General features: G+C 66.2%; 15 protein-coding genes. 1 reads left to right on the top strand and 14 read right to left on the bottom strand.

Annotated features, from left to right (window positions below; all coding sequences use genetic code 11):
- Positions 1 to 152 precede the first annotated feature (152 nt).
- The 9 genes from ACK543_RS01205 to ACK543_RS01165 all read right to left on the bottom strand — a co-directional run bounded on the left by ACK543_RS01205 (position 153) and on the right by ACK543_RS01165 (position 7,046).
- Positions 153 to 824 (bottom strand): histidine phosphatase family protein, encoded by a 672-nt coding sequence (locus ACK543_RS01205; RefSeq protein ID WP_409941059.1) that lies wholly within the window; start codon positions 822 to 824, stop codon positions 153 to 155.
- 96 nt (positions 825 to 920) lie between these two features.
- A complete protein-coding gene (locus ACK543_RS01200) occupies positions 921 to 1,904 on the bottom strand; it encodes a threonine dehydratase (protein WP_409941058.1) in 984 nt (327 codons plus the stop codon).
- Positions 1,901 to 2,611 (bottom strand): VOC family protein, encoded by a 711-nt coding sequence (locus ACK543_RS01195; protein ID WP_409941057.1) that lies wholly within the window; start codon positions 2,609 to 2,611, stop codon positions 1,901 to 1,903. The genes ACK543_RS01200 and ACK543_RS01195 overlap by 4 nt, the downstream gene beginning before the upstream one ends.
- Positions 2,608 to 3,483, bottom strand: a complete 876-nt coding sequence (locus tag ACK543_RS01190; RefSeq protein WP_409941056.1) for a PhzF family phenazine biosynthesis protein — start codon at positions 3,481 to 3,483, stop codon at positions 2,608 to 2,610. The genes ACK543_RS01195 and ACK543_RS01190 overlap by 4 nt, the downstream gene beginning before the upstream one ends.
- Positions 3,484 to 3,595: 112 nt before the next feature.
- The gene (locus tag ACK543_RS01185; RefSeq protein WP_409941055.1) at positions 3,596 to 4,822 is read right to left on the bottom strand and encodes a PLP-dependent aminotransferase family protein; all 1,227 of its coding nucleotides are present in this window, start codon (positions 4,820 to 4,822) and stop codon (positions 3,596 to 3,598) included.
- Positions 4,819 to 5,142 (bottom strand): cupin domain-containing protein, encoded by a 324-nt coding sequence (locus ACK543_RS01180; RefSeq protein WP_409941054.1) that lies wholly within the window; start codon positions 5,140 to 5,142, stop codon positions 4,819 to 4,821. Before ACK543_RS01180 ends, ACK543_RS01185 begins: the two co-directional genes overlap by 4 nt.
- A 49-nt stretch (positions 5,143 to 5,191) precedes the next feature.
- Entirely contained in the window at positions 5,192 to 5,521 is a 330-nt protein-coding gene (locus ACK543_RS01175) for a DHCW motif cupin fold protein (RefSeq protein ID WP_409941053.1), read from the bottom strand.
- Positions 5,518 to 6,435 (bottom strand): DMT family transporter, encoded by a 918-nt coding sequence (locus ACK543_RS01170; protein WP_409941052.1) that lies wholly within the window; start codon positions 6,433 to 6,435, stop codon positions 5,518 to 5,520. The genes ACK543_RS01175 and ACK543_RS01170 overlap by 4 nt, the downstream gene beginning before the upstream one ends.
- Entirely contained in the window at positions 6,432 to 7,046 is a 615-nt protein-coding gene (locus tag ACK543_RS01165; RefSeq protein ID WP_409941051.1) for a LysE family translocator, read from the bottom strand. Before ACK543_RS01165 ends, ACK543_RS01170 begins: the two co-directional genes overlap by 4 nt.
- A 144-nt stretch (positions 7,047 to 7,190) precedes the next feature.
- On the opposite strand from ACK543_RS01165, the gene ACK543_RS01160 reads away from it, so the two are divergent.
- Positions 7,191 to 8,675, top strand: a complete 1,485-nt coding sequence (locus ACK543_RS01160; RefSeq protein ID WP_409941050.1) for a PLP-dependent aminotransferase family protein — start codon at positions 7,191 to 7,193, stop codon at positions 8,673 to 8,675.
- Between the two features lie 21 nt (positions 8,676 to 8,696).
- Here the strand turns inward: ACK543_RS01160 and ACK543_RS01155 are convergent, their stop codons facing one another.
- From ACK543_RS01155 to ACK543_RS01135, 5 genes are all read right to left on the bottom strand, one after another.
- Positions 8,697 to 9,932: an HDOD domain-containing protein gene (locus ACK543_RS01155; protein ID WP_409941049.1), complete on the bottom strand. Its 1,236-nt coding sequence runs from the start codon at positions 9,930 to 9,932 to the stop codon at positions 8,697 to 8,699.
- 270 nt (positions 9,933 to 10,202) lie between these two features.
- The gene (gene flgL / locus ACK543_RS01150) at positions 10,203 to 11,570 is read right to left on the bottom strand and encodes a flagellar hook-associated protein FlgL (RefSeq protein ID WP_409941048.1); all 1,368 of its coding nucleotides are present in this window, start codon (positions 11,568 to 11,570) and stop codon (positions 10,203 to 10,205) included.
- Positions 11,571 to 11,590: 20 nt separating this feature from the next.
- A complete protein-coding gene (gene flgK / locus ACK543_RS01145; RefSeq protein WP_409941047.1) occupies positions 11,591 to 13,564 on the bottom strand; it encodes a flagellar hook-associated protein FlgK in 1,974 nt (657 codons plus the stop codon).
- Between the two features lie 162 nt (positions 13,565 to 13,726).
- Positions 13,727 to 14,662: a flagellar assembly peptidoglycan hydrolase FlgJ gene (flgJ, locus tag ACK543_RS01140; RefSeq protein WP_409941046.1), complete on the bottom strand. Its 936-nt coding sequence runs from the start codon at positions 14,660 to 14,662 to the stop codon at positions 13,727 to 13,729.
- A complete protein-coding gene (locus ACK543_RS01135; protein ID WP_409941045.1) occupies positions 14,662 to 15,813 on the bottom strand; it encodes a flagellar basal body P-ring protein FlgI in 1,152 nt (383 codons plus the stop codon). Before ACK543_RS01135 ends, flgJ begins: the two co-directional genes overlap by 1 nt.
- Positions 15,814 to 16,094: the final 281 nt, after the last annotated feature.

Below are 16,094 nucleotides of genomic sequence, written 5' to 3'. Positions count from 1 at the left end.
GAATTTGGTATCGTTGTTCTCGGCTCAGGTGTGTATAGGGCATCGTGTCTTTCCATGACGGCTAGGTCGGGGAGGACATCCTATGCCTCCTGAGCCAACCTAGCTTTTTAACGATGCACTTTGTTGTTGAATCCGCGATTCCAAAAAACCCCTCACGCATGCGTCACCCACTCCGCATGCTCCAGCGCATGGAGATGTGGCAAGGTATTGAACGTCTGCAACATCAGCCGCTTGGGCGAGACCGAAAGCTCCGTCACTGCGCTGTTGCGAATGCGCATGTTCAGCGCAATCGTCACCTCCGGTGCCGTGCCCAGCACCTCGCCCACGGCCGTGGCGATGGGGCCGCCGCTGCTGACCAGCAGCACGTTCTGGTCGGCATGGTGTTGGCGCACATGCTCGAGCACCGCGCGCACACCGGCTGAAAACTCATTCCAGGTGGGCATGCCCTGGGGGCTGATGACGCCTGCCATCCATTGCGCCAGCGCATCGCACAGGATGCGGAAATGGGCGCGGTACCGCTCGGGTGTGTCGGCTGGGTCCAGGGGCTGGGGGTGGATGGCCGCGATCAGCGCAAGGCTGTCGTACTCGTTCAGACCGGGCAATTGCAGCACCTCGGGCCTGGTCTGCAAACCTTCGGCAATGCCTTGAATCGTTTGCGTGTGGCGGCGCAGTGTGCCGGTGATGACCGCATCAAACCCCAACCCGCGTTCGCGCCAGTGTTCGCCCAGGCGCATCGCCTGCCGATGGCCCAGGGGGCTGAGCATGTCGTAGTCGGCCGCGCCAAAAGAGGCCTGACCATGGCGCACGAGATAGAGGGTTCCCATGCGGCCGATTGTGAGCAGAAACCGCCAAATACGCTTGTCGCAAAAGCGACCAATGCTATAAAAAACGTAGCTTTTTCAGCGCCAGCTGCGGGTGCTTCAGCCCGCCAGAACCTCACCGAACACCGGCGCGTCCACATTGCCGCCGGTCAGCGCCAGGCCCACGTGCAAGCCCTGGATCGAATCGCGCTCCTGCAGCGCGGCGGCCAGCGCGGCCGCGCCGGCCCCTTCGGCCACGTTGTGCGTGTCGGCAAACAGGGCGCGCATGGCCGCGGCCACCTGCGCATCGCTGACCTGCACGATGTGGTCGATGTGCGGCGCCATCACGGCCAACGCATCGGCATCGGCCACGCGGCAGGCCATGCCGTCTGCCAGCTGGGTGGTGACGGGCGCTTCGACCACATGGCCTGCGACCAGCGAGTCGGCGTAGGTGGTGGCATGGCTGCTGACCACGCCAACCAAGCGCACGGGGTGCTGCAGCGCCAGCTTGGCGGCGATGGCCGAGCACGCGCCTGAGCCCTGGCCGATGGGCACGTACACCACGTCAACCTGCGGCACGGCGCGCAGAAATTCCCACCAATAGGTACTCACGCCGCGCAGCAGGTCGGGGTGAAAGCTGGGCACCATGTGGGCGTTGCGTTCCACCGCAACTTGCAAGGCATGTTCGCGGGCTTCCTGAAAATCCTTGCCATGCTCGATGAGCGTGACACCCAGCGCGCGCATGGCCGCGTTCTTTTCCACCGAGTTGCCGTGTGGCACGACGATGGTGCAGGCCACGCCGTGGCGGCGTGCAGCCCAGCCCATGCTTTGTCCGTGGTTGCCGCGTGTGGCGCTGATCACTTCTTGGGGCAGTGCGCCACGCTGGGCGAGCTGGTCAAAGTAGGTCAGGCCCCCACGAATCTTGAACGCACCCACAGGGGTGTGGTTCTCGTGCTTGAGCCAGCAGTCGGTGCCCAGGCGCTGGCTCAGCAGCCCCCAGCGGTATTGGGGCGTGGCAGCGAAGTCGCGGTACACGACCTCGGCGGCGGCTTCGATGTCTGCCAGCGTGGGCAGCAGGGCGGTGGGGTCGAGGCGGGTGTTCATGGGGTCGATCGCGTCGGGCCACTGGATGACAGGGTCACGGTGCCGCGTGGGGTGCTGAGCTGGGCCTGGAGATGAGGTTCGTCGCCGGGCGCGATGGCGACGCAGTGCGCGACACCGATGGCATGGCAGGCCGCATGTAGCGCAGCCGCCTGCGGATGCTGCAACGTCAGTTGCTCCAGCTGCACGCCACTGGCCTGCAGACTGTCGCAGGGGTGTACCGCGCCCCATTCGATGAGTGTGGGCAGACAGCCGTCCATCAGGCGCTGGCCGTCGCTGCGCACGGTGATCTGCCACTGCAGAAGGCCGGCCTCGGTGGGGCGGCTGGCGGTGATGATGGAGCCGCGATCCATGCCCAGCGCTGAAAGCGCAGCGCAGCACGCTGCCGCGTCGGGCACGGTGGCCACCCAGTGGATGAGCTGCGGGCCGTGCGCGGCCACCTGCTGCTGCAAACGGGCATTATCCATATCAAACCACCGCTTTGCGCCTGCCGCTATTGACTTTGGCGCTCCGTAATTAATAGCAATTACTTCCAGGTAGGCGCGAGGGTGGGCGGGGCTGCTGATGTTGAGGATGCGGTTGTGGGTGCCCATCAGCGGATGCTCGCCGCCGGCCGTGGGCGTCACGCCCAGCGTGCGCTCGCACCAGGCCTGGCCGCTGGCCAGGTCAGCGGCGTACACCACCAGATGGTCGACGCCGCACGCCGTCACAGCAACACCTGGCCTTCCATGCAGGTCACGCTGCTGCCGCCCACCCAGATGGTGTCGCCGTCTTGTTCCACATGCACGCGTCCGGCGCGGCCCAGACAGGTGCCCTGGCTGGCGACGTAGCGGGCGGGGGCCAGGCCCGCACCGATGAGCCACTGCGCCAGTGCGGCGTTCAGGCTCCCGGTCACCGGGTCCTCGGCCAGGCCGTTGTTGCTGGGGAAAAAGGCGCGCACCTCCAGGGCGATGCCTTCGGCGTCAGTGCTACCCACCACGCCGACCTTGCCGCGCGGGCCGACCACGCCCACGTCGAGCTGGCCGAGGATGCTGGCGTCGGGCCTGAGCGCCAGCACTTGCGCGCTGCTGCCCAGCATCACGCCGCGCCAGTGGGGGCCGTTATCGCACCAGGCGTGGTGCAGGATGTCGCTGCGCGGCACGCCCAGGCCGCGTGCGATCAGCGCCACATCGTCTTCTGCCAGCGGGTCGCTTTTGATGAGGGGCGGCGCGGCAAAAGCCAGACGATCGCCGTCCTGGCGCAGGGTGATCAGGCCCACGCCACATTCCTGCACCACTTTGCCTGCCGTCTGGGGCTGGCCGCCGGCCCGCAGCCACGCATGGCAGGTGCCCAGCGTGGGGTGGCCTGCGAAGGGCAGCTCGCGCCCGGGGCAGAAAATGCGCACGCGGTAGTCGGCTCCGGCGGCGCGGCCTTCGGGCGTGGGGGGCAGTACAAACGTGGCCTCAGACAGGTTGGTCCAGTTCGTGAACTGCTGCATTTGCGCCGAGGTCAGGCCGGTGCCGTCCAGCACCACGGCCAGCGGGTTGCCCTGGTAGGCCGTGGCAGTAAAGACATCGACTTGCTGGTACGGGCGATGGTGCATGAGCGCTCCTGGCGGGTGTGATGGATCCGGCGGCGCGGGCTTGGCGCTGGCTCGGCGGCCACGGTGGGCAGGACACGGCGCGTGCCAGGGGCTTTCGCGCCGGTTGTGGCCTTCAGCGCGCTGGGGCCTGTTGCTCGCGTATTGCCGCGGCCAGCGCAGCGATGCCGGTGGCAATCTGCTCGGCCGTGGACGTGACGAACGACAGCCGCAGCGTGCGCGGGTCGGCGTGGTCGGCATAGAAGGCCGCGCCGGGCACAAAGGCCACATTGCGCTCGACCGCTTTGGGCAGTAGGTCGATGGCGCTCATACCCTCGGGCAGGCGCACCCACAGGAACATGCCGCCGTCGGGGCGGTTCCAGTGCACCCCGAGACCCTGCATTTGCGCGTCCAGCGCGGTGAGCATGGCTTCGCACTGCTGCTTGTACAGCGCGCGGATGGTGGGCACATGGCGGTCCAGGAAGCCGCCCTTCATCACCTCGGCCACCAGGCGCTGGTTGTAGCCGGGCGTGTGCAGGTCAGCCGCCTGCTTGGCCTGCAGCAGCTTGGGGTACACGGCACGGGGCGCGACGATGTAACCCAGGCGCAGGCCGGGGGCCAGCACCTTGGAGAACGAGCCCATGTAGATGCAGCCCTCGGGGTTGCGGGCCGTGAGCGGCGCGGGCGGGGGGGCATCAAACCACAGGTCGCCATAGGGGTTGTCTTCCACCAGGGGCAGGTTCAGCTCGGCTGCGGCGGCCACCAGTTCGGCGCGGCGCGCCTCACTCATGGTGCGGCCCGTGGGGTTCTGAAAGTTGGGCAGCACGTACAAAAAGCGCGCCTTGTCGGCGCCTGTGCCCAGCTTGGCACGCAGGTCTTGCACCAGCAGCCCTTCGTCGTCGCTGGCCACGGCCACCACCTTGGGCTCCATGGGCGTGAAGGCCTGCAGCGCGCCCAGGTAGGTGGGGGTTTCGACCAGCACGCGGCTGCCCTCGTCGATCAACACCTTGGCGATCAAATCCAGCGCCTGCTGCGAGCCGGTGGTGATGAGGATCTGCTCCGGGTCCACGTTCCACGGCAGGAAATCAGCAATGGCCTGGCGCAGCGGTGCGTAGCCTTCGCTGGCGGCGTACTGCAGGGCCGCGGGGCCATCCTGGGCCAGCACCGCGGCCGAGGCTTCGGCAAAGGCCGATACCGGGAAGGTCTTGGGCGATGGCAGGCCGCCGGCCAGGCTGATGATGCCGGGCTTCTCGGTGACCTTGAGAATCTCGCGGATGACCGAGGGGTTCATGCGCGCGGCGCGGCGCGCCAGGGTCCATGAGCTTGTGGTGTTGTCAGTCTGTGGAAGGTCATTCAATTTCATGCTTTTTCTCCTCCGGGCGGGCCCCAAAAGACCACCCATGTTGCAAAGTCGTCAGAAAAATTCTCGAAGCGGTGCACCTGCCCCGCCGGTACAAACAACGCGTCGCCCGCCTTGAACGGGAAGCGTTCGTCGCCCTGCACAAAGTCGCCCTGCCCGCTGTGGATGAAATACAGCTCATCCTGCGTGTGCGGTTGCTGCGGGTCGTGGCCGCGCGGGGCATACAGCTCGGTGCGCATGCTGCCGTGGGTCATGACCACGGCAAAGCGCTCGCCTGCCGGACCGGGCAGTTGTTGCAAAGCGTGTTCAACCGAATGTTGCATGAGGCGTCTTTCGAAGGGCGGCGATCGGATTCAAGGGCAACCGGCGCAATCAGTCCACGATGAACAGCATCGCGCCCTGGGGTGCTGTGCTGCGGTGGGGTTCAGCGTCGTCGGCCACCTGGTAGCTCATGCCGGGTGTCAGCGTGAACGTGCGGCCGTCGGACAGCTCGGTGTGCAGCTCGCCGCTCAGGCACAGCAGCACATGGCCTTTGGTACACCAGTGGTCCGAAACGTATCCGGCCGTGTACTCCACCATGCGCACACGGATGTCGCCAAACTGCTGCGTGCGCCAGAAGGCCTGGCCTGCCTGCGCGCTTTTTTCCTCGCGCGGCACGGCGGCCCAGTCGGTGGTGGTAAATGGGATAGGGCTGATCTTCATGCGGGTCTTCCGGCGGGGCCTACGGGCATCTTCTTGCCCACATACACCGTGGCCATCACGGCCAGGGCAAACAGCAGCGTGGCCAGGTCCAGCCGCTCGCCTGCCAGCGGCACGGCAAACAGCAGGCTCAAAAATGGCTGCATCAGCTGGATCTGGCTCACCCGCACGGCGCCGAGTGCCAGGGCGCGGTACCAGGCAAAAAATCCGATCCACATGGAAAACAGCGACACATAGGCAAAGCCGATCCAGCTGGTGGTACTGATGGCCAAGGGGTGGGCGGGCGCAAACCACCAGGCCAGTGGCAGCGTGAGCGGAAGGAAGCACACCAGCACCCAGCAAATGACCTGCTCGGCTCCCAGCCGGGGCGTGAGGCGCGCGCCGCCGATGTAGCCCAGGGCACCGGTCGTCATGGCGATCAGCAGGTAGACGTTGGCCGCACCCAGATAGATGCCACCCGCGCGCCACACCATGAAACCCAGCACCAGGCCGCTGCCGACCACCGCGCACACCCAAAAGCCGCGCGAGGGCCGCTGGCGGAACCACAGCGCACCCAGCACGGCGGTAGACAGCGGCAGCAGCGCCGTGACCACGGCCCCGTGCGTGCTGGGCACATGCTGCAACGCCAGCGCCAGAAACAGCGGAAACCCCACGATCACGCCAAATGCCGTGATGGCCAAGAGGCTCCATTCGCCCCGCACGGGCACGTTCAGCCGACCCTGGCGGTGCTGCCACAGCAGGTAGCCTGCCGACAAAAAACCGGCGACCGAGGCGCGGCCAAAAGTGACAAACCATGGCGAAAGCTGGGGCAGCTCAAGCGTGCCCACGGCCAGCCGCGTCATGGGCAGCGTGGCGGCAAACAGCGTGATGCCCACCATGCCCCACAGCAGCGCTTCGCGTTCCTGGGCCGCGTTCATAGCGTCACCATCCAGCTGGCCGTGACCACCAGCACCAGGGCCAGGGCGCGGTTGAACCACAGCAGCCGCGCCCCACGGGCCAGCCACTGGCGCAGCAGCGAGCCCACCAGGGCATACACAAAATTGCTGGAGAACGCGAACCCGACCATCACCATGCAAACGATGGCCAGGCGCTCACCGGGGTTGGTGGCGGGCTGCCCGGCGGCGTTGACCACCCAGCCCGCGCTGAGCGTGAGCGCCAGCATCCAGGCCTTGATGTTCACGAACTGCAGGCCCACGCCCTGCCAGAAACCCACCTGCAGCCGCGACGCATCCACCTGCACAAGCTGCCCGGCGCGGGACAGCTTGAACGCCAGCCACAGCATGTAGGCCACGCCCGTCAACGTCACGCCCCACCGCAGGGCGGGCACGGTGGTGATGATGACCCCCAGGCCCAGGCCGCATGCCAGCATGAGCAGCGTCCAGCCCGTAGGCACGGCCAGGCAAAAGCGCAGTGCGCGGCGCAGGCCCAGGTTGGCGGCCAGCGCTGTCGAAAGCGTGGTGTTGGGCCCCGGCGAAAAGCTCATGGCGGTGCACAGCAGTAGCAGGGCAGTGAGTTCGGCAGCGCTCATGGGCGGGGGAGATGTGGGCTCTTGTCGGCAACGAGCCTTCAATGTAATCTTGCAAATCAGTACACAACCAGTACAGACAGTCAACGCAGTCGCAGAACTGTATTGCTTGGCAGGACAGTACAGCAACGCCCTCAGGAACAACCCATGTTGATGAAATCGGCCACCCAGTCGCTCACCGAGCAGTTGTCTGCCCGCTTCGCCGAGCGCATCCGCAACCGCCTGCTGGCGCCCGGCGCGCGCCTGCCATCGGTGCGGCAATGCGCCGAGCAAAACGGTGTGAGCCCCTCGACCGTGGTGGCCGCCTACGACCAGCTGCTGGCCCAGGGCCTGGTGGAGGCGCGCAAGAACCGGGGTTTTTTCGTGCGCGAGAACAGCCCGGCAGCCGACCGCCTTGCTATGCCCGATGGTCTGCCCGCTGACCTGGCCACCGAAAGCGTTGCGGCCAACTGGAGCACGGCGCACTGGTTTTCGGCTCGCGCTGCAGGCCGCGCCGGGCCGGGGGTGTCGCCCGTCAACGCCACGGCGCTGATTCGCGGAATGTTCCACAAGATCAGCGACAAGCCGCAGCCGGGCATGGGCGTGTTCCCGCCCCACTGGCTGGAGTCCACCTTCATGCCCGCTGCGGTGCGCAAGGTCAGCAGTTCGCGCAACCTGCAGGATTTTTCGCTCCAGTACGGCGAGCCGCTGGGCGATGCGGGCCTGCGCCGCCTGCTGGCCAAGAAGCTGGCCACGCTGAACGTGCACACCGTGCCCGAGCACATCATTACCACCGTGGGGGCCACGCACGCGCTGGACATCGTCAGCCGCACGCTGCTGCGCCCGGGCGACCCGGTGATGGTGGAGGAGCCCGGCTGGGCGGTGGAGTTCGCGCGGCTGGCTGCCATGGGCATGCACATCCTGCCCGTGCCGCGCCGCGCCGACGGCCCTGACCTGGAGGTGATGGCCCGCTACTGCGAGGTACACCGGCCCAAGCTCTACGTGAGCGTGAGCGTGTTCCACAACCCCACGGGGTATTGCCTGTCGCCGGGCAGCGCGCACCGCATCCTGCAACTGGCAAACCAGCACAACTTTCATGTGGTCGAGGACGACACCTACAGCCACATTGCGCCCGAGCACGCCACACGCCTGACGGCGCTCGATGGCCTCTCGCGCACGATCTACGTGAGCGGCTTTGCCAAGATCCTCGCGCCCAACTGGCGCATTGGCTACCTGGCCGCGCCGGCTGCGCTGGTGGAGCCGATGCTCGACACCAAGCTGCTGGCCACGCTGACCACGCCCGCGCTGCTGGAAAAAGCCCTGGCGCTGTGCATCGAGCAGGGCCAGTTGCGCCGCCATGCCGAGCGCATCCGCACCCGGCTGGATGCTGCGCGCTCGCGCAGCGTCAAGCTGGCGCTGCAATCGGGCTGCAACTTTGCGGCCGAGCCTGTGGGCCTGTTTGGCTGGGTGGATACCGGCGTGGACACCGACGCGCTGGCACAGCGCATGCTGGACGAGGGCTACCTCATGGCGCCCGGTGCGCTGTTCCATGCCGAGCGCAAGCCCAGCACGCTCATGCGCATCAATTTCGCCACCACGCAGGAGGCAGCGTTCTGGAAAACCTACCAGCGCGTGGTGAACGCGATGCGTTGAACCACAGGGCTGCGCGGTGCGTCAGCGATTCTTGGAACTGGCCGGCCGCTCCACCACCAGCTCGCTCAGCACGCGCAGCAGGGCGCGGTTGACCTCTTCGAGATCCATTTCATAGGTTTCGCACAGCTGCCGGATGGCGCTGACGTCGTCGGTCTCCAGCGCAAACGCCATGTGCAGGCCTTCGGCGTACGGCCCCGTGCCGAGCACGGTGGCGTCGTAAATCCGTTCGGACAACGGCAGCCGCCGGAGGATGGTCCCCAGCGGTTCGCCCATCAGATCGTCCAGCCGCGCTACCAGACCGCAGAGATAGATCTCGCGGCGCAGCTCGTTTTCAACGCCCGCATTGAGCAGCTGCGTCATGAGCGTGGCGCGGATCACCATGGTCTCGCGCACGGGATGCATGTCGGGCTCGACGCTGGCGTGCGGGTACTGATCCGACAGCCAGCGCTTGATGGAGCCGTAGCCCATCATCACCAGACCGCGGCGCAGCGAGTCGATGCCGGTGCGCAGGCCCAGCGAGGCCGAGTTGGTGTACACCATGAATCGGTAGGCCAGCAGCGGGTCTTGCCCCAGCAGGTCTTCGAAGGCCTCCAGCGACTGCTCGGCGTCAATCGCTTTCATCATCCGGTGGATCACCTCCTGCGAGGGCTGCTGCGGATGGTGGCGCAGGCTGTGCAGAACGTCTTCGGTGGGCCAGCCGGCCAGGGCCAAGGCGTTGTGCTTATCCAGACAGTGATGCATCAGAGCGCGGCTGGCAATGCCCTCGTACATCTGGCCGGGCAGTACCGGGCTGGCCGGCGCAGGGGCGCCACGCCGGGGCTGAGTCGCCTGCACTGCCAGCGCGGCGTCCTCGGGGCCCAGGCTCAGCAGGCTGTTGTCGAAACACTGGGCGATGTCCTGCTCGGGCAACTGGCTGATGTCGCCGCGCCACACAAGCTTGAGGCCACGCTGGTGCGCGGCCGCCACCAGCGCGCTGATGGCCGAATCGGCCAGCCACTCACCCTGCACTTCGATCCAGGGCGATCCACGCGGCGCATGCTCGAGCAGTTCGCACAGCAGTTGGCGCGTTTGCGCCGAGATCAGCAGCGGTGGCGAGCTGGCCGTCCACAGCACCTGCAGCGTGCGCAGCAGGTGCGCGGCGTCCACCACGGCCGAGGTCTCGTTGTGCACGTACAGCTGGATGGCCGCGAGCTTGCGGGCGCGATTCCACAAAGGGCGATAGCCCAGGATCATGCTGCCGAGGACGGATTGGACCATGTGCTTTAGAACCTGTTCAACATCGTTTCGCGCTCGCACAAGTGCCGCAACGCCGCAGACCGCCCGGCAAGGCGCTTGCCCCAAGGCTTGCAGTGATATCGGACGATAGAACACCCCAGCTGCGCGCATGGGCAGGGGCCCGTGCGGCGCATCCGAAGCATCGACTCATCCCGATTGCACTCCAATGCGATCTCCTCAAAGATCTTGCACAGGTTAGTGGGCTTGGCGGCGGGGCCCTTTGCGGGGTGCGTTCCGACGATGGGTCAGATGCTAGCCGATGAAATTGAACAGCGACAGCTTTTGCACCATCGAATACGACTTGAGCGCCGCCTCGTAGCCCACTTGCTGGTTCTGGAAGTCGGATATGCCTTTGACCATGTCCAGATCCTCGGCGCGCGAGCGGTCTGATTCCAGCTGGATCGAGCGCTTGCTCTGGTCGCCGGTGATGCGGTCGGCGCGGTTGAGCAGCTCGCCCGCAAAGCTGCGGATATTGCCCATGCGCTCCAGCCCCTTGTCGACATTGGCCAGTGCCTGACCCGCCGCCTGGTTGGCCAGGCTCGAATTGGGTGCGGCGCGCAGCTCGGTAACGGCTTTGTCCAGCACGCTGAACAGGCTGGCATTGGGCGCGATGTTCAGGGTGTCGCCATCGGCTGGCGACAGGGTGATCGTGCCGTCCACCGCCTTGGTAGGCGTTGCACTGATCTTGAACGCCATGCCCGGCACGCCATTGATGCTGAACTCGTTTTTCTCGCCAATCTTGATGGGCGTGAGCGTCTGCGCCGCCGGCGGGACAAAGGCGGGGTCCGTGCTGGTGATGTTGTACGTGGCCGACAGCGTATTGGTGGCTGTGTTCAGCGTCACGTTGGAAAAGCTCACGCTGTAGCTGTAGGCCTGGCCCGTGGCGGGGTCCTTGTTGAACACAAAGCCGGGCGAGACGGTGATCGGCGAGGTGTTCAGGGCGCGGTTGGGCTGCGCGCCTGCTGGCACGGATGGGGTGGTGGCCCCGGGCAGGATCACGGTGCTGGTGCCCTGGCCGATGGCCACATGAAAGCTGCCATCGCGCGTGGCATCGAACATGAAGGCGGCATCGCCATCCAGGGTGTTCGGAATCGCCACCCCGCCGCTGGCCGCCTGACCCGGCAGGCCTGAAAAAAGGTAGTCTGGCGTGCCCCCCAATGGCCCGAGAAACGGCGACAGCGCGCTGCCCAGCGCACCAAGCAGTGGCAGGCCGTTGGTGTCGGTACGGTTGGCCACGGCGGTGAGCTGGTCGCGCAGGCTTTGCAGCTGGTTGGCAATGGTGGCGCGCTCGCTGCTGCTCAGGGCCGCGTTGCCGGCGCTCACCAGCAGCTGGCGCGCTTCCTGCACCAGGCCCACGGCGTCGCCCATGGCGGACTCGGCCTGGGCGATGGCGTTGCGCTGGGTTTCCAGCGCACGTTGCTCCGTCTGAATGCGTGCCAGCCGGTTCAGCGCGCGCTCGGCCTGGGCCGCAGACACCGGGTCGTCGCTGGCGCGCAGCACGCGCTTGCCTGAGGTCAGATTCTCTTGCAGGTTGCTCAGGTTGGTCTGCCGCGTGCCCAGGTTGCGCAGAGTGTTGTCGTACATGTTGGCCGAGCCAACACGGTTGATGTTGTTGTTCATGGCAATCTCCTGCGCGGGTATCAGCGGCCAAGACCCTGGATCAGCGAGTCAAAGATGTTCTGGGCGATCTGAATCATCTTGGCGGACGCCTGATAGGCCTGCTGGTATTGAATCAGCCGCGCCGCTTCCTCGTCCAGGTTCACGCCCGACACCGCGGTGCGGTCACGCTCCAGGTTGTTGGCCAGCGCCTCGGACAGCTTGGTCGCAAACAGCGCGCTCTGGGTGCGTGTGCCCACCTGGGCGATGGCGCTCGCATACCCATCGCTGAGCGTGGACTCGTCAAACATCTTCACATCGCGCAGCCCCAGCAGTGACGATGCATTGCCAGCGTTGCGGGTGTAGGCGTCGCCGTATTTCGGATCCAGCGCATTGCCGACCACCACCGTGTCCCCGCTTTTGGGTGTGCCGACCAGGGTGATTTCCCAGCCGTTGATGGAAATGGGCGTGCCCGACACATAGGTCTGCGCGGTGGCCAGCGTGGTGGGTGGGGAGGCCCGGTTCAGCACATCGTAGGTGATCGGCGGCCCGGCATTGAAGGTGAGCTGCACACCGCCCAGCGCCGGGGGCACCGCTGCCGCGTTGGCATTGGGTGGCAGCACCAGGCCAGGCGGGTTGGGCTCGCCCGTGGCCTTGAGGCTGCCCAGTTGCAGCGTGCCGCTGTTGGAGGTGCCCATGGCCGCGTTGATCGGGTTGGCGGCTGCCAGGTCGCGCGGTGAGTACACCAGAGACTGGATGTTGGCCGCTGCGGTGCTGAACGGCTTGAACAGCATGCGCTCGCCAGGAGCGCCCGGCGTGGTCAGGTTGAACTGCAGGCCGTCGATTGGCAGCGTGGCCAGATTGGCGGCGCTGGTGAAGGCCGTGGTCTTCCCGTCCGACAGGCGCACCACCTGGCCCGCAGTACCGGTGGTGAACTGGATTTCGTAGTCGGAGGCCGAGAACTTGGTGGGGTCGGTGAACGTGACATTGCCCACGCCCGCGCCGCTGGTCGAGCCGGGCATGCTGGCGGGCAGGCTGAACAGTGGCTTGCCCACCTGGCCGTCCAGCGTGAGACCGAGCTGCTGCTGCTCGTTCATGATCATGCCGATGCCCATGGCGATGCGGCCCAACAGGTTGCGGCCTTCGGCCAGGTCCGTGTTGTTGAAACGCAGCAGCCCCGGCACCGAGCCACCGCCCAGCACGTTTTCGTCCATCTCGAATGCAGGCTCACCGGGGCGGTTGAAGAACAGCTTGAGCTGGCCGCTGCCGGGGAAGGCGGTCGCATCGCCCACCGACAGCTCGGTGGCCACGTTGCCCAGCACCAGCGGCTGACTGCCGCCGACAAAAAGCCCCACGGTGCCGTCATCTGCCGGGATCTGCGAGACCTGCACATACTGGTTCATCTCGCGGATGAGCTGGTCGCGCTGATCCAGCAGGTCGTTGTGGGTCTGGCCATTGCCCTTGGCCCGAGCGACCTGTTCATTGACGGCGGCGATTTGCGTCGCCAGGTTGTTCACCGTGTCGATGCTGCCTTGCAGCTGCTGGCTCACCGTGAACTGGATGTCATTGAGCCGCTCGGCCGACGAGCGCATGCGGGCGGCGGTTTCGCTCATGCGCGTGAGCACCACATTGCGCGCCGTGATGTCGGTGGGTGAGCTCACCACATCCGACAGCGCATTCATCATGTCGTTGATGGACGCGCCCAGCCCTTCGGTGCCACCACTGAAGACCTCCTGCAACTGGCGCATGCGCTCGGCGCGCACGCTGTCCGAGGCCTGGATCGAGCCTGCCTGCGCGGCCTGCCGGGTGAGCAGCTCGCTCTGGTTGCGCAGGATGGTCTGCACGTCCACGCCCTTGCCGATGTAGCCGCCGCCGGTGAACTGGCCCTGCACGGTCTGCAGCACCACCGACTGGCGCGAATAGCCCGGCGTATTGACGTTGGCAATGTTGTGGCCCGCCGTCTGCAGCGCCACCTGATTGGCCAGCAGCGCGCGGGAGCCGACGTTGAGCAGACTCATGGCTGACCCCGCATTTCGGTTTTACGCAGCGCCAGCTGCACGCACGGCGCATGAGACTGGCGCGGCCCATGCCAGGGACGCCGAGCAAGGGCCGCCCCGCAGTGAGGGCGTCGTCCCCCTTGAGGGGGAAGGCGCCGAAGGCGACTCAGGGGGTGTTCCATGTCAAGCCTGCGCCCGCTGCACCCGCAGGGCACTGTTGATGGCACCGCTGAGCTTGCGCGCGTATTCAGGGTCCGTGGCGTAGCCGGCTTTTTGCAGTTCGCTGGCAAAGGCCACGACCGAGCCGGTGCGGGCTGTGGCCTGCACCTTGTCATAGCGGGGGCTGTCGGTAATGAGCCGCGCATAGTCGCGGAAGGATTCCTCGTACGAGTCGTATGCGCGGAACTTGGCGACGACCTTTTGCGCTTTGCCGTTGATGTATTCGGTGGTGGTCACTTCGGCCACCTTGCCCGTCCAGCTCTTGGTGGCCTTGATGCCAAACAGGTTGAACGAGCTGGAGCCGTCTTTGTGGCGGATCTCGCTTTTGCCCCAGCCGGTCTCATGGCCGGCCTGGCCGAGCATGAAGGCGGCGGGGATCCCGCTTTCCTGCGCGATCCGCTCGGCGGTGCCGCTCAGGTGCTGCACGAAGCCATCGCGGCCCTTGGGCACGGGCAAGGCGGAATCGGCCGATGCCGCAGTCGCGGGCATGGGCGGCGATCGATACGACAGGGACGGCAGGCTGAGCGTGGAAGGCACCGAAAACGCAGGTTCCGCCGCGCCCATCTGGCGCGAGAGCTGGCGCGCAATGGCTTCCGACAACCCGCCAGGCCGGCCCGACATGGTGACCGACAGTTGCTGGTCAAGCATGTCCTGCCCCAGGTCGCCTTGCGCGCCGTCCATCAGGCCGGACTTCATGGTCGCTTCCCGCATGCTTTTGATGAGCTCGCGCATGAAGAGCGATTCGAACTGCTTGGCCACCTCGCGGGTGACCTGCGGGCTGTTGGCCGTGCCTGCGTCGAATTTCAGGGCATTGAGCGAGCGCACGTCCACCGCCAGCGCGTTGGAGGCGCTGGCCGTGCTGGTCAAGGCGTTGGACGAAGAGGGCAGGGTGAGCGACATCAGATCACCTCCAGTTCGGCGTTCAGGGCGCCTGCAGCCTTGATGGCCTGCAGGATGGCCAGCAGGTCGCCCGGCGTAGCGCCCAACGAATTCAGGGCACGCACCACATCCGCCAGTTGCGGCGAGGGCGGCATCTGGATGATGTTGCCCGGCTCCTGGTTGATGGTGATGTCACTTTGCTGCGCGACCACGGTCTGGCCTTGCGACAGGGGGTTGGGCTGGCTGATGACCGGCCGTGAACTGATGGTGATGGACAGGTTGCCGTGCGCGATGGCGCAGGGGCCCAGAGTGACGGCCTGATTGAGCACCACCGAGCCGGTGCGGGAGTTGATGACCACCTTGGCGGCCGGGGTTGTCGATTCAAGGGGAATTTCTTCAAGGTCGGCGATGAAGCCCACGCGTGCGCCGGGATCCATGGGGGCACGCACCTGCACGGTGCGCCCGTCGAGCGCGGTCGCCAGGCCATTGCCCAGCTTGGCATTGATGGCCTGGGCCACACGCCGCGCGGTCTGAAAATCCGAGGCGTTCAGGCCCAGTGTGATCGAGTCACCTTCGTTGAGCGGTGTGGGCACCGCACGCTCGACCTGCGCGCCCTGTGGAATGCGGCCTGCGCTCAGGTGGTTTACCTGCACCTTGCTGCCACCAGCGGCGGCGCCGGCACCGGCCACCACCATATTGCCCTGCGCCAGCGCATAGATCTCTCCATCGGCACCGCGCAGCGGCGTGGCGATCAGCGTGCCGCCCTTGAGCGACTTGGCGTTGCCCATGGACGAGACGTTGACATCGATCAACTGGCCGGGCTGGGCAAACGCGGGCAGTTGCGCCGTCACGATGACGGCCGCCACGTTCTTGAGCTGGAACTGCCCGGCGGCTCCCGGCGGCAGGCTGATGCCCATTTGCTGCAGGTAGTTGGCCATGGCCTGCGATGTGTAGGGCATCTGCGTGGTCTGGTCGCCCGTGCCATCGAGCCCGACCACCAGGCCGTAGCCTGACAACTGGTTGCTGCGCACGCCCTGCACCGCAGCCACTTCCTTGATGCGCACTGCATGGGCCGGACCCGCCAGACCGGCCACCCACAGCGCCAGCAGCAGCCACAGCGCACGCGCGCCACAGGGCGGGAGGGAGTGATACCAAGCTTTCATGGCGTCCATTGTGGGCGGCCATGCCGGAAACTAAAAGGCGAAAAGAGGTGGGTTCACCGCCTTATTGGCCAGGCCCTGCAGCGGGCAGCGCGGCCGCCGCGTCCATGGGGTGCGGAGCGGCTCGTAGGCTCCACAACCAGGAAAAAATTGAATCGCGGATTCAACAACAAAGTGCATCGTTAAAAAGCTAGGTTGGCTCAGGAGGCATAGGATGTCCTCCCCGACCTAGCCGTCATGGAAAGACACGATGCCCTATACACACCTGAGCCGAGAACAACGATACCAAATTC

The sequence above is a fragment of the Acidovorax sp. genome, assembly GCF_046341535.1.
In the GTDB taxonomy this organism is placed as follows: domain Bacteria; phylum Pseudomonadota; class Gammaproteobacteria; order Burkholderiales; family Burkholderiaceae_C; genus Acidovorax.
The sequence above is the reverse complement of the archived record's forward strand: the minus strand, read 5'-3'. Positions and strand labels throughout refer to the sequence as shown.

Coding starts and splice junctions, on each gene's coding strand:
- ACK543_RS01205 (WP_409941059.1), bottom strand. CDS start 824: ATGGGAACCCTCTATCTCGTGCGCCATGGTCAGGCCTCTTTTGGCGCG.
- ACK543_RS01175 (WP_409941053.1), bottom strand. CDS start 5,521: ATGAAGATCAGCCCTATCCCATTTACCACCACCGACTGGGCCGCCGTG.
- ACK543_RS01170 (WP_409941052.1), bottom strand. CDS start 6,435: ATGAACGCGGCCCAGGAACGCGAAGCGCTGCTGTGGGGCATGGTGGGC.
- ACK543_RS01160 (WP_409941050.1), top strand. CDS start 7,191: ATGTTGATGAAATCGGCCACCCAGTCGCTCACCGAGCAGTTGTCTGCC.
- ACK543_RS01200 (WP_409941058.1), bottom strand. CDS start 1,904: ATGAACACCCGCCTCGACCCCACCGCCCTGCTGCCCACGCTGGCAGAC.
- ACK543_RS01185 (WP_409941055.1), bottom strand. CDS start 4,822: ATGAAATTGAATGACCTTCCACAGACTGACAACACCACAAGCTCATGG.
- ACK543_RS01190 (WP_409941056.1), bottom strand. CDS start 3,483: ATGCACCATCGCCCGTACCAGCAAGTCGATGTCTTTACTGCCACGGCC.
- flgK (WP_409941047.1), bottom strand. CDS start 13,564: ATGAGTCTGCTCAACGTCGGCTCCCGCGCGCTGCTGGCCAATCAGGTG.
- ACK543_RS01155 (WP_409941049.1), bottom strand. CDS start 9,932: ATGGTCCAATCCGTCCTCGGCAGCATGATCCTGGGCTATCGCCCTTTG.
- flgL (WP_409941048.1), bottom strand. CDS start 11,570: ATGAACAACAACATCAACCGTGTTGGCTCGGCCAACATGTACGACAAC.
- ACK543_RS01165 (WP_409941051.1), bottom strand. CDS start 7,046: ATGAGCGCTGCCGAACTCACTGCCCTGCTACTGCTGTGCACCGCCATG.
- ACK543_RS01180 (WP_409941054.1), bottom strand. CDS start 5,142: ATGCAACATTCGGTTGAACACGCTTTGCAACAACTGCCCGGTCCGGCA.
- flgJ (WP_409941046.1), bottom strand. CDS start 14,662: ATGTCGCTCACCCTGCCCTCTTCGTCCAACGCCTTGACCAGCACGGCC.
- ACK543_RS01135 (WP_409941045.1), bottom strand. CDS start 15,813: ATGGACGCCATGAAAGCTTGGTATCACTCCCTCCCGCCCTGTGGCGCG.